The sequence below is a fragment of the Nonomuraea sp. NPDC050680 genome (genome assembly GCF_040654555.1).
GTDB lineage: Bacteria > Actinomycetota > Actinomycetes > Streptosporangiales > Streptosporangiaceae > Nonomuraea.
Genome location: NZ_JBFAIF010000001.1, coordinates 952,250 through 972,184, shown reverse-complemented (window position 1 = coordinate 972,184; position 19,935 = coordinate 952,250). Strand labels below are relative to the sequence as shown.

General features: G+C 71.0%; 13 protein-coding genes. 6 read left to right on the top strand and 7 right to left on the bottom strand.

The window, feature by feature from the left end; all coding sequences use genetic code 11:
* Position 1 precedes the first annotated feature (1 nt).
* Together AB0H88_RS04550 and AB0H88_RS04545 are read left to right on the top strand one after the other, a co-directional pair.
* Positions 2-1,222: a PLP-dependent aminotransferase family protein gene (locus tag AB0H88_RS04550; protein WP_357642000.1), complete on the top strand. Its 1,221-nt coding sequence runs from the start codon at positions 2-4 to the stop codon at positions 1,220-1,222.
* Positions 1,215-2,441 carry a M20 family metallopeptidase gene (locus AB0H88_RS04545; protein WP_357641212.1) on the top strand — a complete coding sequence of 409 codons (1,227 nt, stop codon included), beginning with the start codon at positions 1,215-1,217 and terminating at the stop codon, positions 2,439-2,441. Before AB0H88_RS04550 ends, AB0H88_RS04545 begins: the two co-directional genes overlap by 8 nt.
* Here AB0H88_RS04545 and AB0H88_RS04540 read toward each other — a convergent pair.
* The 5 genes from AB0H88_RS04540 to ehuB are packed head-to-tail and all read right to left on the bottom strand — an operon-like array spanning position 2,427 to position 8,452.
* On the bottom strand, positions 2,427-5,351 hold the full coding sequence (locus AB0H88_RS04540) for an FAD-binding and (Fe-S)-binding domain-containing protein (RefSeq protein WP_357641210.1): 2,925 nt from the start codon (positions 5,349-5,351) through the stop codon (positions 2,427-2,429). The genes AB0H88_RS04545 and AB0H88_RS04540 overlap by 15 nt on opposite strands.
* A complete protein-coding gene (gene ehuA, locus AB0H88_RS04535) occupies positions 5,348-6,103 on the bottom strand; it encodes an ectoine/hydroxyectoine ABC transporter ATP-binding protein EhuA (RefSeq protein WP_357641998.1) in 756 nt (251 codons plus the stop codon). Before ehuA ends, AB0H88_RS04540 begins: the two co-directional genes overlap by 4 nt.
* Before the next feature lie 52 nt (positions 6,104-6,155).
* A complete protein-coding gene (ehuD, locus tag AB0H88_RS04530; RefSeq protein ID WP_357641208.1) occupies positions 6,156-6,812 on the bottom strand; it encodes an ectoine/hydroxyectoine ABC transporter permease subunit EhuD in 657 nt (218 codons plus the stop codon).
* A complete protein-coding gene (ehuC, locus tag AB0H88_RS04525) occupies positions 6,809-7,510 on the bottom strand; it encodes an ectoine/hydroxyectoine ABC transporter permease subunit EhuC (protein ID WP_357641206.1) in 702 nt (233 codons plus the stop codon). The genes ehuD and ehuC overlap by 4 nt, the downstream gene beginning before the upstream one ends.
* Positions 7,511-7,561: 51 nt before the next feature.
* Complete coding sequence (gene ehuB, locus AB0H88_RS04520; RefSeq protein ID WP_357641203.1) at positions 7,562-8,452, bottom strand: ectoine/hydroxyectoine ABC transporter substrate-binding protein EhuB; 891 nt, start codon at positions 8,450-8,452, stop codon at positions 7,562-7,564.
* 215 nt (positions 8,453-8,667) lie between these two features.
* On the opposite strand from ehuB, the gene AB0H88_RS04515 reads away from it, so the two are divergent.
* Together AB0H88_RS04515 and AB0H88_RS04510 are read left to right on the top strand one after the other, a co-directional pair.
* Positions 8,668-9,399, top strand: a complete 732-nt coding sequence (locus tag AB0H88_RS04515; RefSeq protein ID WP_357641201.1) for a maleate cis-trans isomerase — start codon at positions 8,668-8,670, stop codon at positions 9,397-9,399.
* Positions 9,400-9,506: 107 nt separating this feature from the next.
* The gene (locus tag AB0H88_RS04510; protein ID WP_357641199.1) at positions 9,507-10,181 is read left to right on the top strand and encodes a GntR family transcriptional regulator; all 675 of its coding nucleotides are present in this window, start codon (positions 9,507-9,509) and stop codon (positions 10,179-10,181) included.
* Between the two features lie 5 nt (positions 10,182-10,186).
* On the opposite strand, the gene AB0H88_RS04505 is transcribed toward AB0H88_RS04510, so the two are convergent.
* Positions 10,187-11,656 carry an NAD-dependent succinate-semialdehyde dehydrogenase gene (locus tag AB0H88_RS04505; protein WP_357641197.1) on the bottom strand — a complete coding sequence of 490 codons (1,470 nt, stop codon included), beginning with the start codon at positions 11,654-11,656 and terminating at the stop codon, positions 10,187-10,189.
* Positions 11,657-11,777: 121 nt separating this feature from the next.
* On the opposite strand from AB0H88_RS04505, the gene AB0H88_RS04500 reads away from it, so the two are divergent.
* A complete protein-coding gene (locus tag AB0H88_RS04500; RefSeq protein ID WP_357641195.1) occupies positions 11,778-13,031 on the top strand; it encodes an aminotransferase class III-fold pyridoxal phosphate-dependent enzyme in 1,254 nt (417 codons plus the stop codon).
* Positions 13,032-13,037: 6 nt separating this feature from the next.
* Here the strand turns inward: AB0H88_RS04500 and AB0H88_RS04495 are convergent, their stop codons facing one another.
* Positions 13,038-15,947, bottom strand: coding sequence for an AAA family ATPase (locus AB0H88_RS04495; RefSeq protein ID WP_357641193.1), 2,910 nt, complete (start codon positions 15,945-15,947; stop codon positions 13,038-13,040).
* 169 nt (positions 15,948-16,116) lie between these two features.
* Between AB0H88_RS04495 and AB0H88_RS04490 the strand changes: the two genes are divergently transcribed.
* Positions 16,117-19,902: a S8 family serine peptidase gene (locus tag AB0H88_RS04490; RefSeq protein WP_357641191.1), complete on the top strand. Its 3,786-nt coding sequence runs from the start codon at positions 16,117-16,119 to the stop codon at positions 19,900-19,902.
* The last annotated feature ends 33 nt before the right edge of the window (positions 19,903-19,935 follow it).

Below are 19,935 nucleotides of genomic sequence, written 5' to 3'. Positions count from 1 at the left end.
GATGACGCGGACCGCCCCGAAGGTGCCGCTCGCGGCACGGGCGGCAGGACTGGTCGGGTCGGTCATCGACTCGAGCACGTCGCTGCTGCAGAAGCAGTCGCACGACATCGTCCGCTTCGCGATGGGCAGCCCCGCCGCCGAAGTGGTACCCACGCAGGTTCTGGCCGCGATCAGCGCCGCCGAACTGGGCTCGGCCCACGCCTACGACTACGCCGCGACCGAGGGCGACCCCCGGCTGCGGGAGGCGGTGCTCGACATGCTGTCGGGCACCGGCGAGGCGACGACCCCCGACCGGCTGACCATCACCAGCGGCGGGATGCAGGGCATCGACCTCGCCTGCAAGCTCTTCGTCGACCCCGGCGACCTGGTCGTCGTCGAGTCGCCGACCTACACCAACGGCAGCGCCACCGTCATGTCGTACGGGGGAGTGGTGCTCGAAGCGCCCGTCGACGACGACGGGCTGGTCGTCGAGGCCCTGCCGGAGCTCGTCGAGCGGGCCGGTCGCCTGCCGAAGGCGATCTACACGATCCCGAACTTCCAGAATCCCTCCGGCACCACCATGTCGCTCGCGCGGCGGATCGCGCTCATCGAACTGGCCCGCGCATGGGGGGCGATCGTCATCGACGACGACCCCTACGGCTGGCTGCGCTTCGCCGGCGAGGACCTGCCCAGCCTGCGCGAACTGGGTGACGGAAGCGCGGAGGTGTTCTCGGTGCGTACCTTCTCGAAGGTGCTGGCGCCGGGTCTGCGGGTGGGCTGGGTCGACGCGGCCCCCGAACTCGGCCAGTTGCTGATCAACGCCAAGCAGGCCATGGACACCTGCGCCAACCTGCCCGCGCAGCTCCTGGTGGCCCGGTTCCTCGAGGACGGCCACCTCACCGAGCACCTGAGCGGCCTGCGCGTGGAGTACCTGCGCCGCAAGATCGGGATGCAGCGGGCACTCACCGAGCACCTCGGCGACATCGCGAGATGGACGAGCCCTGACGGCGGATTCTTCCTGTGGGTGACGCTGCCGGAGGAGGTCGACGCGCAGGAGCTGTTCGAGGTGGGGCTGGCCGAAGGGGTCGCCTTCATCCCCGGCTCGGCCTTCTCGCCCAGCGGCCGATTCCGCAACGCCCTGCGGCTGTGCTTCGCGTCGACCACTCCGGAGCGCACCCGCGAGGGTGTACGCCGGCTGCGCCGCGCGATCGACCTGGTGACGACGGGGGCTAGGCATGGCTGACCGCGAAGCGACCACCGCGGCCGACCGCGAAGCGATCACCGCGGCTGAACATGCGGTCCTCGACCTGATCACGCTGGACGAGATCCGCGAGGTCGCGATGGACCTGGTTCGGGCGGCAGGGCAGAACCCGCCCGGCGAGGAGGGGCCGACCGTGGACGTGCTCGTCGCCGCCTGCGAGGCGCGCGGCCTGGCGGTGACGACCACCGAGGTGGAGCCCGGCCGGTCCAACGTGTCGGCGGTCCTCGCCGGCGGATCCGGGCCCGGGTTGCTGCTGCTCGGGCACACCGACGTGGTGCCCGTCGGCGACAACTGGACGGTGCCGCCCTTCGGCGGCCAGGTCCGCGACGGCCGGCTGTTCGGGCGCGGTTCGGCGGACATGAAGGGCGGTCTCGCCGCGTGCGTGGTGGCGCTGTCCGCGCTGCGCCGGGCCGGTGTCGCCCTCACCGGTCCGGTCGAGCTGGCAGCCGTGGTCGACGAGGAGGAGACCGGCAAGGGCATCCGGGCCTACCTCGCCGACGGTGACCGTTCCGGCTTCGCCGGGTGCGTCGTGGCGGAGCCCACCGACCTGCAGACGATCATCGCGGCGCGCGGTGACTCGTACGTCGAGATCGCGGTCACCGGGCGTGCCGCCCACTCCGGCAAGCCTTCCGACGGGCTCAACGCCATCTATGGTGCCGCCGCGGTGGTGGCCGAGCTCGAACGCTGGCACGGTGAGCTGTCGGACGCGCGGCACCCGCTGGTCGGGGCCGCCACGTGGAGCGTCGGTCAGATCGCCGGCGGCACCGGGACGTCCACCGTTCCGGCCGAGTGCCTGATCACCGCCGACCGGCGCCTGTTGCCCGAGGAGAAGGGGGAGACCATGCTGGCCGAGACGACCGGCCGGATCGAGGCCCTGCGTCTGGGTGAGCGTGGGCTTGGCGTCGCGGTCACCATGACGATGCAGATGCCCGGCTTCGAGACGGCGCCGGACCATCGGCTGGTCGCGACGGCCAAGCGGGCGGTGGGTGACGCCGGCGGGCCCGATCTGCCGCTGGCGGGATGGACTGCCGCGTGCGACGGCGGATTCATCGCCCGCGACGCGGGGGTTCCGGTGATCGTGCTGGGCCCCGGTTCGGTCGCCGAGCAGGCGCACCGGGCCGACGAGTCGGTCGGCCTCGAGGAGCTCGTGGTCGCTGCCCGCGCCTACGCGCTGTGCGCGATGAGACTACTCACCGGCTGAACCGGGGTCGTCACCGGCGTCCAGGGCCGCCGCGAGCACCTGTGCCAGGTGCAGCGCGGTCCGGTCGGTGCACTGCCCGATCTGCGTGCGGCAGCTGAAGCCGTCCGCGACGATCGCCGTCGCCGGGTCGGCCGCGCGTACGGCGGGCAGCAACACCCGCTCGCCGGCCGCCCGCGACACTTCATCATGGCCCCGCTCGAACCCGAAATTACCGGCGAGGCCGCAACAGCCGGAGTCCGGGGCCTCGGCGTCGATGCCCGCCGCCCGCATCAGCGCGGAGTCCGCCTCGAAGCCCATGACCGAGTGCTGGTGGCAGTGTCGCTGCACCAGCGCCTTCCCGCCCACGTCGGGCGGCCGCCAGTCCGGGGCGTAGGCGGCCAGCAGTTCGGCCAGCGTGTGGGTGAGCCGCTTGGCCCGCTCGGCCCGCTCGTCACCGGGCAGCAGATCCACGGCCTCGTGCCGGAACACGGCGGTGCAGCTCGGCTCCAGCCCGACGACGGGCACGCCCGCCCGCAGGTAGCCGTCGAGCAGGCCCAGGGAGTGGCGCAGCACCCGCTTGGCGACACCGAGCTGCCCGGTCGAGATCCAGGTCAGCCCGCAGCACACCTGGCCGCGTGGCAGCACCACCTCGAAGCCCGCCGCCTCGAGCACCCGGACCGCGGCCCGGCCGACCTCGGGGGAGAGGTAGGTGGTGAAGGAGTCGGGCCACAGCACGACCTTGCCGCGCGTGCCGGTGCCGGCCGGTCGGCCGCGCCGGCGAAACCAGGCCGTCAACGGCTGGTCGGCGAAGCGCGGGATGGCCCGCTCGGGCGCGATCCCGCCGATCCGTTTGAGCAGGCCCGCCAGACCCGACGACGTCGTCCGGTTGACCACTCTCGGGATACGTGCCGCCAGGCGCGACCACAGCGGCAGCCAGCCCATCGAGTAGTGCGACGCCGGGCGGAGCCGATGCCGGTAGTGGTGGTACTGGAACTCGGCCTTGTAGGTGGCCATGTCGACGTTGACGGGGCAGTCGGACAGGCATCCCTTGCACGACAGGCACAGGTCGAGGGCGTCGCGGACCTCGGTGGAGCGCCACCCGCCGGTGATGACCTCACCCCGGAGCATCTCCCACAGCAGGTGGGCCCGGCCCCGGGTGGAGTGCTGCTCTTCGCGGGTGACCTGGTAGCTGGGGCACATCACGCCGCCCGAAGACTCCCGGCACTTGCCCACCCCGACGCAGCGGCGCTGCGCCTGGGCGAAGCTGCCGGCGTCCTGCGGGTAGGCGAAGACCGTCAGCAGGCGCTTGGGGTCGCTCGCTCCGGCATGCCGGATGTTCGCGTCGATCGGCGCGGGGTCGGCGATGATGTCCGGATTCAGCACCCCGGAGGGATCCCAGAGCTGCTTGACCTCGCGGAACAGGCCCATGATGTCGGTGCCGTACATGCGGGTCAGCAGTTCCGAACGCGCTCGTCCGTCGCCGTGTTCGCCGGAGACCGAGCCGCCCAGGCCTACGACGAGGTCGGTGGCCTGCTCGGCGAACGAGCGGAAGGTGGCCAGACCGGCCCGGCTCATCAGGTCGAAGTCGATGCGCATGTGCATGCAACCCTCGCCGAAGTGCCCGTACGAGGCGCCTGACAGGCCGTGGGCCTCCATCAGCTGGTCGAGCTCGCGCAGGTACGTCGCGAGCCGGTCGGGCGGGACCGCGGCGTCCTCCCAGCCGCCCCAGGCCTCCGCGCCGTCGGCCCGGCGGGTGGCCAGGCCGGTGCCGTCGCGCCGGCACCGCCACAGCACGGCCTGCGCCCGCGGGTCGGTGACCAGAGCCGACGTCACGGGGATGCCCGCGTTGCCGAGGTCGGCGACGATCGCGCGGCCGGCGCGGGCCGCGTGCTCGGCGTCGTCGCCCGCGACCTCGATGAGCAGCCAGGCGCCGCCCTCCGGCAGGCCCGCCGCGACCGCGTCGTTCCTGACCTGGTCGGGCAGGCGCCGCACCAGCGCGTCATTGATCGATTCCATGGTCAGCGGCTGGTGGGGCAGCACGTGGGGCACGCACTCGGCGGCGCTGAAGGAGTCGCGGAAACCCAGCACCAGCAGGGCCTTGGCGGCGGGCAGCGGCACCAGGCCGACGGTCGCCCGCAGGGTGGTCGCCAGGGTGCCCTCGGTGCCGCAGAGGAACCGGGCGACGTCGTAGCCGTGCTCGGGCAGCAGCCGGTCCAGCGCGTACCCGGAGATGCGGCGTTTGAGCCCGGAGAAGCGCCGGCCGATCGCGAGGGCATTGCGCTGGGCCAGTTCCTGCATCGCCCGATGGAGTTCGCCTTCGCGGCCGGGCCGGGCGGCCAGCTCGGCCATCTGCCGCCCGGTGTCGGCCTCGGCGGCCGGCACGGTGAGGTCCAGGCGGGAGCCGTCCGCGAGCAGCGCCTCGAGACCCACGAGGTTGTCCGCGGTGGTTCCCCACGCCACCGAGTGGGCGCCGCACGCGTTGTTGGCGATCATCCCGCCGAGGGTCGCCCGGCCGGCCGAGGAGGGATCGGCGCCGAAGGTCAGGCCGTGGCGGCCCGCCGCCGCGGTCAGGTCGGTGAGCACGACGCCCGGCTCGACCAGGGCGGTGCGGCTCGCGGGGTCGAGGTCGAGGATGCGGTTGACGTGGCGGGAGACGTCGACGACCACGCCGCCGATGGCGTTGCCGGCCATGGACGTACCGCCGCCGCGGACCACCACCGGCGCGCCCACCTCGGCCGCGATACACACGGCGGCCACGAGGTCGTCGACGTCGGCGGGCACGACGACCAGGTCGGGCACCAGCCGGTAGTTGGAGGCGTCGGTGCTGTACAGGGCCTTGGTCCCGGGGTCGTGGCGGGCTGTTCCCCGGAGGACGGACGTCAGCCGCGTGGCCAGCGACTCGACGTCGAAAGCCGTCGAGTGGCGGGTCAATGGCTCAGCACGGCGTGCAGGAAGCTCTTGGTGCGATCTTCCTTCGGCGCTTTGAAGATCTCGGCGGGCGGTCCCTGTTCGACCACGGAACCGTGGTCGAACATCACGACGCGATCCGAGATCTCCTCGGCGAAGCGCATCTCGTGGGTCACCATGAGCATCGTCATGTCGGTGCTCACGGCCAGCTCCCGGATGACGTTGAGCACCTCGCCGATCAGCTCCGGGTCGAGTGCCGACGTGGGCTCGTCGAAGAGCAGCACCTTGGGCCGCATCGCCAGCGCGCGGGCGATGGCCACCCGCTGCTGCTGCCCGCCGGACAGCTGCGGCGGCTTGTGGTCGAGGTGCTTCTGCAGCCCCACCATCTCCAGCAGTTCGACCGAGCGCTGACGGGCCTCCTCCTTGTCCAGCTTGAGCACCCGGGTGGGCGCCTCGAGGACGTTCTCCAGGGCGGTCATGTGTGGGAAGAGATTGAACTGCTGGAACACCATGCCGACGTGCCGGCGGGTCGCCCGCATCTGCTTGGTCTCCTTGGGCCGTGAGCCGGGCTTGACGTCCCACAGGGTCTCGCCGTTGACCGTCACGAGTCCCGTGTCGGGGGTCTCCAGGGTCATCAGGATCCGCAGGATCGTCGTCTTGCCCGATCCGGACGGCCCGATGATGGACACCTTCTCGCCCGACTTGACGTCGAAGTGCAGCGATCGGAGCACCTCGTTGTCGCCCCACCGCTTGCTGACGTCGTTGAAGGAGATCATGACCTCGCGGTCCGCCGCGGGCGTCGATTCGGGTACGGGTCCCGATTCGGTGTCAATGTGCGGGGGCAAGTCGACGCTCCAATCTCCGGACCATCTGAGAGGCCGGGTAGCTGACCAGCAGGAAGAGCAGCCCCGCGATGGTCAGCGGCTCGAGGTACCGGAAGTTGTTCGATCCGATCGCCTGCGCGTGGGCCAGCAGCTCGAAGACGGTGATGGCCGACAGCACGGCCGAGTCCTTGAACATCTGGATGAGGTAGTTGCCCAGGATGGGGATCACCGACCGGACGGCCTGAGGAAGGACGATCCGGGTCCAGGTGGCACCGATGGGCAGGTTGAGCGCCTTCGCCGCCTCCCACTGCCCGGGCGGCACGTCGGTGATTCCGGAGCGGTATACCTCGGCCGTGTATGCGCTGTAGTTGATGCCGATCACCACGATGCCGGTGGCCATCGGACTGAAGCTCAGGCCGTAGTTGGGCAGGATGAAGAACGCGCAGTACGCCTGGATCAGCAGCGGCGTTCCCCGGACGAACTGGACGTAGAAGTTGAACAGCTGCGACACGACCGGCAGGCGCGAGAACCGGATGACCGCGACCACCAGGCCGAGGATCATCGCGATGACCGTGCCGGCGAGGGTGATCTGGACGGTCACCCACAGTCCCTGAAGCAGATCCGGCAGGATCGACAGCGCGAATTCAGAGTCCCAGATCATACGGGCATCCCTGCCTTCACGAGCGGACCCGGCTGATCACGGCGTGACTTGGGTCGGCGGTCCAGGGCGAATCGCCGCTCCAGCCACTTCATCAGCAGGGAGATCAATGACGAGAGCACGAAGTAGAGCACGAGAATGGTGAGGAACACGGCCGTCGTCTGCCCGGTGGTATTACGCACCATCTGCCCGCGGAAGGTGAGATCCGCGACCGTGACGAGCGAGACCAGAGAGGTGTTCTTCAGCAGATCGACCATCACGTTGCAGAAAGACGGCAACATGGCCGGAATGGATTGGGGTATCAGCACCCGCCGCATCCGCAGGGCTCGGCCCATTCCGAGGGCCACGCACGCCTCGGTCTGCCCGGCGGCGCGTGAGTTGATCGTGCCACGCACGATCTCGGCTGCGTAGGCCCCCTCGTTGAGCCCCAGCGCCAGCACCGCCGCGGTGAGCGGGGCGAGCTGGAAGCCGAAGAAGGGCAGCGCGAAGAAGAACCAGAACATCTGGACCAGCAGGGAGGTGCCGCGGAAGACCTCGACGAAGACGCCGGCCGGCCACCGAAGCCACCAGTGCTGCGAGAGGCGGGCGAGACCCGCCGTGAACGCGGTCACCACCATGAGGATGGCGCCGAGAACGGTGACGAGCAGCGTGATGAGCAGCCCCTGCAGCAGCAGCGGCGCGTAGGTGATCACATCAGACATGGGTCGTCGATCTCCTCGGCCGTGGGGGTGAGGCTGGGTGGCCCACTCGTGTCAACCGGCGTTCTTGCACAGCTCGGCGGCTGTGACGCCCTTGGTGGTCTGCGCGTCGAAGCCCCACTTGGTGAGGATCGCCGCGAACTCGCCGGTCGCCTTGAACGCGGCGAGCTCCTTGTTGTACTCGGCCAGGAACGTCTTGTCCGTGGGGCGGAAAGCCGCTCCGGACCCGGTCCGTGGCGCGTCACTCACCGGCGCGGTGACCTCGAAGTCCTTGTCCTTCTCCCGCAGGGCATTCAGCGAGAGGGTCGGCAGGAAGAAGGCGTCGGCCCGCCCGGCCCGCAGCGCCTCGATGCCGCTGCGCCCGTCGTCCACCTTGACCAGCTGCCCGTCGGGCACCTTGGCCGTCTTGAGTATCCCGTCCTCGAATCCGCCGGGAAGCACCGCGATCTTCAGCTCCGCGTTCGCGAGCACGCCGGCGACGGTGGTTATCTTCTTCGGGTTGCCGGGCTTGACCCCGAAGGACTCCGTCGACACGATGACCGGCTCCGAATAGAGCACCTCGGCGCAGCGCGACTGCTTCATGAACAGGCCCGCCGCGATGGCGTCCCATCGGTTGGCCTTCAGACCGGGGATCATCGACGCGTACGGAGTGATGACCCCTTGGACGTCGTTGATGCCCAGGCGCTTGCACACCGCGCGGAACACGTCCGGCTCGGCGCCCGTGACGTTTCCGTCCGCGGTGACCTGCGTGTACGGCGGCTCGTTCGCGATGCCCACGCGGAGAAAGCCTTGCTTTCGCCCGGTCGCGAGCAGGTCCTGGGCAGCGCTCGCGGAGCCGGGGATCTCCGTCCGGCTGCAGCCGGCGAGAAATCCGGTCAGCGGCGCGGCCATCGCGGCGGCGCCGAGGCCGCGAAGAAGGGCTCTCCGCGAGGGGTCGTAGGTCATGTCGACTCCGATATCGTCGCGGCCGTCCTGGAGGACAGCGTTGGGAAGCCGGGATTCGCCTGGAGCGGCGCGAGGCCTCGTTGTTGCTGACCGAAGCTAATCAGCTGGTGTAGCATTGTCAACAATCTTATTGATCCCTCGGGATATTGGAACGCGCTCGAAACACTCGCGAAACGCGTTCTCCTCCGCATCACCGCTCAGCCGAAAGGTCATCCGTGAACGAAAAACTCCGTCATACGACCGTCGGTCTGCTTTACCCCGGCTTCGGCGCCGAGGACGATTTCCCCGCCCTCGAGCGACGGCTGGGCGGCGCCGTGCGCCTGCCTCTGGTGCACACGTCGGTCGGTGAGGACGCCCACAGGGTCGACGCGCTGCTGGACCTCGGCAGCGCCGAGCGCTTGGCCGAAGGCGCCCGGCAACTGGCCGGTCACGCTCCGGACGCCGTGATGTGGGCGTGCACCTCGGGCAGCTTCGTCTTCGGCTGGGACGGCGCCCGCGAGCAGGTGGACGACGTGGCGAAGATCATGGGGCTGCCCGTCTCCTCGACCTCGATCGCCTTCGTCGAGGCGGTGCACGCGCTCGGTCTGCGCCGCGTCGCCGTCGCGGCGTCCTACCCGCAGGACGTCGCCGCGCACTTCGTGGAGTTCCTGCGGCGTGGCGGAGTCGAGGTCGCGGCGCTGGGCAGCCACGGCATCCTCACGGCGGCCGAGGTCGGCACCCTCGGCAAGGAGCGCGTGGCGGACATGGTGCGTTCCGGTGACACCGACGACGCGGAGGCCGTGCTGGTCCCCGACACCGCGATGCACTCACTGGCCTGGCTGGACGATCTGGAGAGCGCCGTCGGCAAGCCGGTCCTCACCGCCAACCAGGTCACGGTATGGGAGGGGCTGCGGATCGGGGGAGGGAGCACCCGCCTCGACGGCATGGGATCCCTCTTCCGCCGGTGATCGGCATGACCTCAGTTGATTCGCACCTCACGATGATGAACAATCCACAATCGACGCGCACGCCGGGCTCTCCGCGCCGCACTGTCGCTGCCGAATCGGAGACCAGCATGACCACCCTGGGCAGGTTCATCGGACCCGTGGACCGCGAGTCCACGCCGAGCATCATCGCCCGCAAGCTCCGTGAGGCCATCGCCCACGGAGAGCTCCAGCCGGGCACCCAGTTGGGCGAGGCCGACCTGGCCCGCGAGCTCGGCGTGAGCCGCGGCCCGCTGCGGGAGGCCATGCAGCGCCTGACGCAGGAGGGGTTGCTGATCTCGATCCGCAACCGCGGTCTGTTCGTCATCGAGTTGACCGATGACGACGTCTACGACATCTACGTGGCACGCACCGCCGTCGAGCGCGCCGCCGCCGCCGAGATCTTCCGCCGCGATCCCGTCGCCGCGGGCACCCGGCTGTCGTCGATCATCAAGAAGATGGAGAAGGCCTCCGACCGGATGGACGGAGAGAAGATCGGCGCGGCGGACCTGGAGTTCCACGAGGAGCTCGTCCGGATGGCCCAGAGCCCCCGGCTGTCACGTATGCACCACACGCTGCTGACCGAGACCCGCATGTGCGTGACCGCGCTGCAGGAGACCTACCCTCCGCCCGACGACCGCGTCCCCGAGCACAACGAGATCGCCGACGCGTTCGTCGCCGGCGATGCCGAACTCGTCGACCGCCTGCTCATCGAGCACATGCGCGACGCGGTGGTCCGCCTCGGATCGCGGGGGGCCGCCACCTAGACCGGTCAGGCGAGGGCGATACCGATGTACTTGGTCTCCAGGAACTCCTCGATGCCGGTCGGCCCGCCCTCGCGGCCGAGCCCCGATGCCTTGACCCCGCCGAACGGCGCGGCGGGGTTGGACACCACACCCTGGTTGATGCCGACCATGCCCGTCTCCAGCGCCTCCGCGACGCGCAGCGCGCGTGACAGGTCGTTGGTGTACAGGTAGTTGACCAGGCCGTACTCGGTGTCGTTGGCGGCAGCCACGACCTCTTCCTCGCTGGTGAACGACGTCAGCGGTGCCACCGGGCCGAAGATCTCCTCGTGGCGCATCCGAGCCGACTCGGGCACGCCGGTCAGAACCGTCGGCGGGTAGAAGAAGCCGGGCTCGTTCCCGATCTCTCCGCCGGTGAGCACCTTGGCGCCACGCTCCACGGCGTCGGTCACCAGTTGCCGCACCTTGCCCCGCGCGGCGGCGTCGATGAGCGGGCCGACGCGGACGCCGTCGTCCACACCTCGCCCGACGGGCAGGGCGGCCATCTTCTCGGCCAGCTTCGTACCGAAGGCGTCGATGACGTCGGCGTGGACGTACATGCGGTTCGCGGCGGTGCAGGCCTCGCCGGAGTTGCGCATCTTCGCGGCGATCGCCCCGTCGACGGCCGCATCGAGGTCGGCGTCGGGGAAGACGATGAACGCGGCGTTGCCACCGAGCTCCATCGAGGTGCGCAGCACCTTGTCGGCGCACTGCTCGAGCAGCCGGCGGCCCACGGCGGTGGAACCCGTGAACGACAGCTTGCGCGCCAGGCCGGAGCGGATCAGCGGCTCCATGACCGCGCCCGCGTCGTCGGTGGGCACGACATTGACCACGCCCTCGGGAACACCGGCCTCGGCCAGGATCTCGGCCAGGGCCAGCATGGACAGCGGGGTCTGCGCGGCCGGCTTGATGACACTGGTGCAGCCGGCGGCGATCGCGGGACCGATCTTGCGGGTGCCCATGGCCATGGGGAAGTTCCAGGGCGTGATCAGCAGCGACGGCCCGACGGGCTGCTTGGTCACCAGGAAACGGGCGCCGCCGGCCGGCGCGACCTGGTAGCCGCCGTTGACGCGGACGGCCTCTTCGGCGAAGTGGCGGAAGAACTCCGCGGCGTAGGCGATCTCGCCTCGTGACTCCGCCAGGGGCTTGCCCATCTCCAGCGTCATGAGCAGCGCGAGAGTGTCAATGCGCTCGTGCAGCAGGTGAAAGGCGCGCATGAGCATGTCGGCACGCGCGCGCGGCGCGGTGGCGGCGAACGCGCTCTGCGCCGCGGCGGCGGCTTCGAGGGCGGCCATCCCGTCTTCGGGCGATGCGTCCGACACGGCGCAAAGCACCTTGCCGGTGGAGGGATCCAGCACGTCGAAGGTGGCTCCAGACGACGCGTCGGTCCACTTGCCGTTGATGAAGAGCTGCTTCGGCGCCGCCTCGACGACTGAGCTTTCACGGGCCTGATCAGTCATTTCTCGTCCCTTCCGACGGAGGGTGCTGGGAGCCGACGTCGCTTTGGGGGCTGACGCGGACCGCGAGCCGTTGTAAGTTATCTACCAGTTTGATTGTCGACAATCTACCAGAGGGGTCCTCGTGGCAGAACTCTCTTCGATCCTCAAGCAGGCAACCGGAGTCATCGCCGCCCGCGGCGAAGGCGTGCACCTCTACGATGAGGACGACCGCCGCTATCTGGACTTCACCGCCGGCATCGGCGTCACCAGCACGGGGCACTGCCACCCGCGCGTGGTCGAGGCGGCCCAGCGTCAGGTCGCGACCCTCATCCACGCCCAGTACACGACGGTCATGCACCGCCCGCTGCTCGACCTGGTCGACCGGCTCGGCGAGGTGCTGCCTACCGGCCTCGACCGCATGTTCTTCGCCAATTCCGGCTCCGAGGGGGTGGAGGCGGCCCTGCGCCTGGCCCGCCAGTCGACCGCCCGCCCGAACGTCGTCGTCTTCCACGGCGGCTTTCACGGCCGGACCGTCGCGGCCGCCTCGATGACCACCTCGGGGACCAAGTTCCGCGCCGGCTTCAGCCCCATCATGGGCGGCGTCGTCATCGCGCCCTTCCCCAACCCCACCCACTACGGATGGAGCGAGGAGGAGGTGACCGACTTCGCCCTGCGCGAGCTGGACTACCTCCTGCAGACCGTGACGACGCCGGCCGAGACCGCCGCCTTCTTCGTCGAGCCGGTGCTGGGGGAGGGCGGCTACGTGCCGGCCAACACCCGGTTCCTGGCCGGCCTGCGCGAGCGCGCCGACAGGCACGGGATCCTGCTGGTCCTCGATGAGGTGCAGACCGGCTGGGGACGCACCGGCAAGTTCTGGGGCGGCGACCACTTCGACGCCCGCGCCGACATCCTGATCACCGCCAAGGGCCTGGCCTCCGGTTTCCCGCTGTCGGCGATCGCCGCCCGCGCGGACATCATGGACAAGGCCTGGCCCGGATCGCAGGGCGGCACTTACGGTGCGAACGCGGTGGCCTGCGCCGCGGCCCTCGCCACCCTCGACGTGATCCAGAGCGAGGACCTCGTCCAGAACTCGGCGGCCCGCGGCGCCGAACTCCGCGCGGCACTGCGGGACGTGGCGACCCGGCACAAGAACATCACCGACGTACGAGGCCTGGGCCTGATGCTGGGCAACGAGTTCCGCGACGCGAACGGAGCCCCGGACGGCGCCACCGCCGCCGCGGCCCAGCAGGAGGCCGCCAAGCGAGGCCTGCTGCTGCTGACCTGCGGCGCCTGGGGAGAGGTCGTCCGGTTCATCCCCGCGCTCGTCGTCAACTCCGAGCAGGTGAAGGAGGCCGGCACGATCTGGGCGGAGGCGGTGAACGCGGTGACCGCCTGAGCTCGGCTACGCGTCCGGGGAGCCACCGGGCTCGGGCGGGAACCTCGTCAGTCCCCGGAGCTCCTTGCGCGACAGCAGGCCGAGCTTGCGCAGCGAGCTGGAGACGTGGCTCTCCACGGTCCGCCTGGACAGGAACAGCTCGGTCGCGATCTCCTGGTTGGTCTTCCCCGCCGCCGCCAGCAGCGCCACCTCCCGCTCCCGTGACGACAGCGTCTGCCCATGAGAGGGCCGCCCGCCGCGCCACGGATAGGGGATGGGCACCCCGTTCTGCCGCATGATCCGGCAGATCCGGGCGATGTCCCGGTCCGCGCCCATCGCCCCGTACCGTCGCAGCGCGCTTTCGAGCAGGTCGCCACCGTCGGCCGCGCCACGTTCGCAGCGCCACCTGCCCAGGCGCTCGGCGGCCAGGGCCTCCTCGTAGCGGAGCCCGGCGTCGCGCAGCGTGGTGCGCGCCGCGTCGATCAGCCGCTCGGCCGTCAGCCGATCCGCCCGGGAGCGGGCGATGACGGCCCGGGCGCTCAGCGCGGCGGCCTGCGCGATCGGCGCGTCGGCGCCGTCGATCGCGGCACTCAGTTCGTCGACCAGCGAGGCGGCCTCGCCCGCCTTCCCGAGGGAGTCCAGGGCGTCCACGAGGCACAGTACGGTCTCGGCGCCCCACACCCAGTTCCCCTTGGCCCGCACCTGGTCGAGCCCGGCGGTGGCCTGCTCGACGGCGCCCATGGTGTCGTCGAGGGTCAGCAGGAGCCGGGACAGCGTCATGCGGCCGGAGATGAGCGGCCAGACGGCGCCGACCCGCTCGGCGATCGCGATCACCTCGCCCAGGCCCGCCACTGCCTCCTCGGCCGGGCCCCTCGCCGCCAGCAGTGCGCCCCGCAACAGCCGCGAGTCCAGGGACCCGGCGGCGAACGTGGCCGCCGCGCCCTCCAGCGGGCGCAGGCGGAGTTCCAGCCCTTCCCACCGTCCGGCGGCTCTGTCGACGGCGGCCGTCACCAGCTCGACGACGTCCGCCACCCGGAGATATTCGGCCTGGTCGGCCGCCAGACGGCCCTCGGCCAGCAGGCTTTGCGCGCGTTCGAGCCGGCCGATGTGCAGGGCGCCCTGCGCCCAGTTGAGGCAGGCGCGGGCGTGCTCTCTGGGTGCGGACCGCAGACCGTCGTCTCGGAGCAGGTCGTCGATCAGCCGCCAGCTTCCCGGGTCGCCCTGTTCCAGCAGCAGCGAGGCCCGCGCGATGCGTACCGCGATGTCGACGTCGCGGTCGCCGCTGCGACGCGAGGCCTCCTCGGCCTGCTCGCAGCGCGCGGTGTGCTCGCTGACGTGCCGGTTCACCACGGTCTCCGGTGCGGCGAGCACGGCGAGCGCGCGGCCGAGCAGCGCGGGCCGCTCCGCGAGGTCGTCGATCGCGCCCTCGATCTGCAGGTAGCCCGCCCGCGCCTCACCCTGCTGACGCAGCAGGCGGCCGAGGGCGAAGCGCAGCTCACCACGCAGCGGCGCGGGGAGCGGCTCGGTGGCCAGCAGGCGTTCGAGTATCGGTACGGCCTGGGCGTGCGCCAGCCCGTCGACCGCCACCCGGCCGAGCTTGACGGCCAGCCGCACGCGCAGCTCATGGGGTAGCTCGCCGATCTCCAGCGCCTGGAGCAGGAACCGCGCCGCCGTGGCGTCGTTGCCGTGGGACAGGGCGGTGTCGGCGGCGGCCTCGGCGTTGCCGACGAACTCCGTCGTCCGGCCCGCGAGCCGGAAATGGTGGGCGAGCCTGGCCACCGGCCGGGGGCCGGCCACCGACTCCAGGGCCCGCGCGGTCCTGAGATGCAGCCACCGCCGGCTGGACACCGCCACGGACTCGTACACGATCTGCCGCGCCAGGGCGTGCCGGAACCGGCAGCGGCCGTCCTCCTCGTGCAGGAGCCCGACCGCCTGCGCCTGACCGAGAGCACGGGCGATCTGCGCCGCGCCGCGCTCCGTGACCTCCGCGAGCACCTGGTCATCGGGCGTCATGCCGATGACGGCGGCGGCGCCGAGGATCTCCTGCGCCGCGTCGTCGAGCGAGGACAACCGCCGCAGCACCACGTCCCGCAACACCGTCGGAACGGCGAGCTCGGCCAGGACGTCCGACCGGCCGGGGATCTCGCTCGCGGGCAGGCGCTCCAGGAGCGTACGGAGCACCTCCTCCACCACGAACGGGATGCCGCCCGTCTTCTCGTACAAGGGGGCGGCGAACGTGGGGGGAAGCTCCGCCTTGAGGATGCTCCGCGCGAGCTCGGCCACCTCGGACCTGCTCAGCGGGGTGAGGCTGACCGACCGCGCCGGCCCCGACGGCGCCCGGGCGAAGGCCTCCCGGATCGGGAGCAGCCCCGCCTCCGTACGGACCGTGAGGATCACCGACAGGTGCCTCGGCTGGTGGGCGGCGAGGAAGGCGAGGAAGTCGTGAGTGCCGCTGTCGGCCCAGTGCACGTCCTCCAGGACCAGCACCAGCGGGCTCAGATGGTCGAGCAGGGCCACGGCCGCCCGGAAGACCCGGTGCCGCTCCGCCCGCTGGTCGGGCAGCGGTGGCAGGGGCGGCGGCAGGTGCTCGGCGATCTCGGGGAGCAGCGGCGCGAGCGCCCCGATGACGGGGTTGACCGGGCGGGAGCGGGCGAGCTCGGCCCCGGCCAGGCGGAAGGCGTCGAGCAGGGGGGACAACGGCAGGGGTTCCTGAAGCTGCTCGCACTGGCCCACGAGCCGGCGGGTCCCGGCCAGGCCGGGTGTGGCCAGCAGTTCGCTCACCAGCCGGCTCTTGCCGATGCCTGCCTCGCCTTCGATCAGGGCGAGGGAAGGCGGCGCGGTGATGACCGCGCGCAGGAGCGCGAGCTCAGCCTGGCGTCCGACGAGCACGTCGGACAGGGAGCCCGAGGGGGCGATGCGGGCCGGTCCCAAGGGCATGCGGCGAACCCCCTACCTGCTGGCATCAGCATGAGCAGGCTACCGGATCCTAAACCCGCGGTAAGTGGCGGCCAAAAATCCGTATACGGTACGGATGCTCCACCCGGCCGGCTCTCAATAGCCTCGGCGATCGTCCGCGTGATCCGCGGCGATGCACTGAGGGGCGACGATGGATCTGTCCACATCTCCTGGACGCACTACCAGCAGGCGCCGCCGGCTGGCGGCGGCCATGGCGTTAGCCGGATTGACGCTGGCCGGAGCGGCCTGGCCCGGCCCGGTGACCGCGGAAGCCGAACCGGAACAGCAGAAGACCTACATCGTGCGGATGGCCGCCGACCCCGTCGTGACGTACGAGGGGGATGTGGCCGGGCTGTCCGAGACCAAGCCGCAGCGGGGCGAGAAGATCGATCCCCGCTCCACCGAGGTGACCAGGTACGTCGACCACCTGCGCGGCCGGCACGACGCCGCGCTCAAGAAGGTCGGCGGCGAGAAGGTCTACGAGTACGCCTACTCCTACGGCGGTTTCGCCGCCCGCCTGACCGCGTCCCAGGCGTCCCAGCTGCGCGCGATGTCCGACGTCGTGACCGTGGTCGAGGACAAGAAGGTGTCGGTGCAGACGTCCTCGACGCCGTCCTTCCTCGGGCTGGACGCGCGCGGCGGACTCTGGGACCAGCTCGGCGGCCCCACCGGCAAGCGCCAGGGCAAGGGCGCCGGCGAGGGCCTGGTCATCGGCGTGATCGACAGCGGCATCTGGCCGGCCAGCAAGAGCTTCGACGGCCGCGACGCGGACGGGAAGCCGTACGGCCCGGTCCGCGGATTCCACGGCACGTGCGCGACCGGGAGCCCGGACGACTCCTGGAACAGCGGGATGTGCAACGGGAAGCTGATCGCCGCCAAGCACTTCGACGCCGGGTGGGGCGGTGATGCGGGAGTCAAGGAGCAGCTCCCGTGGGAGTTCCTGTCGCCGCGCGACTACAACGGGCACGGCACGCACACCTCCTCCACCTCGGGCGGCAACTACGGCGTTGCGGCGACCGGCGCGGCCGCGGCGTTCGGCAAGATCAGCGGCATCGCGCCGCGGGCCCGGATCGCCGCGTACAAGGCGCTCTGGTCGACGCAGGACGCCTCGACGGCCAACGGCTACTACTCCGACCTGGTCGCCGCCATCGACCAGGCGGTGGCGGACGGCGTGGACGTCCTCAACTACTCGGTCTCGGGTACGCAGTCGGACTTCCTCGACCCGGCGGAGATGGCGTTCCTGTCCGCCGCGGAGGCGGGCGTCTTCGTCGCCGCCGCGGGCGGCAACAGCGGCCCGGCCGCCGCCACCGTTGCGCACCCGTCTCCCTGGGTGACCACGGTCGCGGCCGGTACGCACAACCGCGGCACGCAGGGGTCGGTGACGCTCGGCAACGGCACCACCTACAGCGGCGCCTCGCTGGCCGCCACCAAGGCCGGGCCCGCACCGCTCGTCGACGCCACGGCGGCCGGGCTGCCCGGCGTCGATCAGACCCGGCTGGCGCAGTGCTACGCCGCCAGGGACAACGACGGCAAGGCGCTGCTCGACCCGGCCAAGGTGAAAGGCAAGATCGTCGTCTGCGACCGCGGCGAGACGCCCCGCGTCAACAAGAGCGTGGCCGTCGCCGAGGCGGGCGGCGTCGGCATGATCCTCACCAACACCGACGAGAACTCGCTCAACGCCGACCTCCACTCCCTGCCCACGGTGCACCTGGCCGTCAAGGACAGGCAGGCGGTCAAGGACTACGCCGCCGCCGACGGCGCGACGGCGACGATCGACCAGGCCAAGATCAACAACAACACGCCGGCTCCGTACGTCGCGGAGTTCTCCTCGCGCGGTCCGCTGTACGCCGCGGGCGGCGACCTGCTGAAGCCGGATGTGATCGCTCCAGGGCAGGACATCCTCGCGGCGTTCGCGCCGCCGGGCGCCAACGGGGCCGAGTTCAACATCTCCAGCGGCACCTCGATGGCGGCCCCGCACGTCGCCGGGATCGCCGCGCTGCTGAAGGACCTGCACCCGGACTGGTCGCCGATGGCGATCAAGTCGGCGCTGATGACCAGCGGCTCCGACATCCTCAACGGGCCCGGCACCGATCCGTCGGTGATCTTCAGCCAGGGCGCCGGCCACGTCACCCCGAACAGCGCCGCCGACCCCGGCCTGGTCTACGACAGCGGCATCAAGGACTGGACCGCGTTCCTGTGCGCCACGACCAAGGGCGTCTCCGACCAGATCTGCGACGCGCTGGCCAAGGAGGGCTACTCGCTCCAGGCGCGTGAGCTGAACGTGCCCTCGATCTCGCTCGGGCGAATGGCCGGCACCCAGACGGTGACCCGCAAGGTCACCAACGTCGGCCGCTCCACCGCCACGTACACCGCCTCCACCGCCGGGCTGACCGGGATCACGGCCAAGGTCACGCCGAGCCGGATCACGCTGCGGGCGGGGCAGACGAAGTCCTTCACCGTCTCCTTCACCCGCACCACCGCCCCGATGAACACCTACCAGGGCGGGCGGCTCATCTGGAAGGACGGCCGCCACACCGTACGCGTCCCCGTCGTCCTGCGTCCGGTGCCCGAGACGTGGGCGGCCACCCACGGAGTCACGGGCGGGCAGGACTCCGCCGAGTTCATCGCCCTGGACCCCAAGGGCAAGCGGGTCTACGTGACCGGCGCGAGCTTCGGGTCCTCGCCCGGCATGCTCAGCCCGCGGATCGAGACCGTCGCCTACGACGCGGCGACCGGCGCCGAGCTGTGGAGCAAGGGCTACACGGGCCCCGCGGGGAACTACGACGAACCGCACGCGCTCGAGGTGAGCCCCGACGGGAGCAAGCTCTTCGTCACCGGTACGAGCGCCGGGAAGGAGACCGGCAACGACGCGGTCACGATCGCGTACGACACCGCCACCGGCGAGGAGCGCTGGATCGCCCGGCACACCGGCCCGGCGGGTCTCTCCGACTTCGCCAACGCGCTCACGGTCGGGCCCGACGGGAAGAGCGTCTACGTCACCGGCATGTCCACGCTGGCCGAGGGCGGCAAGGACGACTTCTTCACGGTCGCCTACAACGCCGACAGCGGCGAGCGTACGTGGCTCGCGTACTACGACGGGCCCGGAGCGGCCACCGACGACGCCAGGGCGATCAAGGTGACGCCGGACGGGTCCAAGCTCGTCGTCACCGGCCAGAGCCAGGGCGAGCCGGGCACCGGCCTGTCGGACTGGGGCACGGTCGCCTACGACGCCCGCACCGGCGAGCAGCTCTGGACGGCCCGGCACAACGGCCCGTCGAACAGCATCGACATCCCCGTCGGCATGTCGGTCGCCCAGGACGGTAAGTCGGTCTTCATCACCGGAGCCAGCGAAGCCCCCGGCACGCAGACGGACATGACCACGATCGCCTACGACACCACCTCCGGAAAGGAGATCTGGGCGGACCGCTACGACGGCGCCGCGCACGGCAGCGACAACCCGCACGACATCACCCTGGCGCCCGGCGGCGGCAAGCTGTACGTCACCGGCAACACCGAGGGCGAGGGGACGAAGTCGGACTACACCACGATCGCCTACGACCCCGCCACGGGTAAGCGGTCCTGGGTCCAGCGCTACGACGGTCAGGCGAAGGGCGACGACGTCGCCTGGGACGTCGCCGTGACGCCGGACGGCGGCAAGGTCGTGGTCACCGGTCAGAGCACGGACGACGAGGCCAGGGGCGGCGACTACGTGACGATCGCCTACGACGCCGCGACCGGTGGGCAGACCTGGACGGGCCACTACGACGGCGCGGCCGGCGCCTCGGACAACGCGCACGCGCTCGCCGTGGACGCGGCCGATGGTGCCGGTGTCCGGATCTTCGTGACCGGCTCGAGCGCGACAGGCGGTAACCCGCCCGACGCGCTGGACATCGACTTCGCGACGGTGGCCTACTTCGAGCCCTGGAAGAAGCCCTGATCCTGAAGTGAATCGCGCGCCTCCGGCTCCCGC

Excerpts from the sequence above, each read along its gene's own strand:
- ehuA (WP_357641998.1), bottom strand. The coding sequence starts at position 6,103 with ATGATCTCCTTCAACGACGTCAGCAAGCGGTGGGGCGACAACGAGGTG.
- AB0H88_RS04495 (WP_357641193.1), bottom strand. The coding sequence starts at position 15,947 with ATGCCCTTGGGACCGGCCCGCATCGCCCCCTCGGGCTCCCTGTCCGAC.
- AB0H88_RS04545 (WP_357641212.1), top strand. The coding sequence starts at position 1,215 with ATGGCTGACCGCGAAGCGACCACCGCGGCCGACCGCGAAGCGATCACC.
- ehuD (WP_357641208.1), bottom strand. The coding sequence starts at position 6,812 with ATGATCTGGGACTCTGAATTCGCGCTGTCGATCCTGCCGGATCTGCTT.
- AB0H88_RS04510 (WP_357641199.1), top strand. The coding sequence starts at position 9,507 with ATGACCACCCTGGGCAGGTTCATCGGACCCGTGGACCGCGAGTCCACG.
- AB0H88_RS04550 (WP_357642000.1), top strand. The coding sequence starts at position 2 with ATGACGCGGACCGCCCCGAAGGTGCCGCTCGCGGCACGGGCGGCAGGA.
- ehuB (WP_357641203.1), bottom strand. The coding sequence starts at position 8,452 with ATGACCTACGACCCCTCGCGGAGAGCCCTTCTTCGCGGCCTCGGCGCC.
- AB0H88_RS04490 (WP_357641191.1), top strand. The coding sequence starts at position 16,117 with ATGGATCTGTCCACATCTCCTGGACGCACTACCAGCAGGCGCCGCCGG.
- ehuC (WP_357641206.1), bottom strand. The coding sequence starts at position 7,510 with ATGTCTGATGTGATCACCTACGCGCCGCTGCTGCTGCAGGGGCTGCTC.
- AB0H88_RS04505 (WP_357641197.1), bottom strand. The coding sequence starts at position 11,656 with ATGACTGATCAGGCCCGTGAAAGCTCAGTCGTCGAGGCGGCGCCGAAG.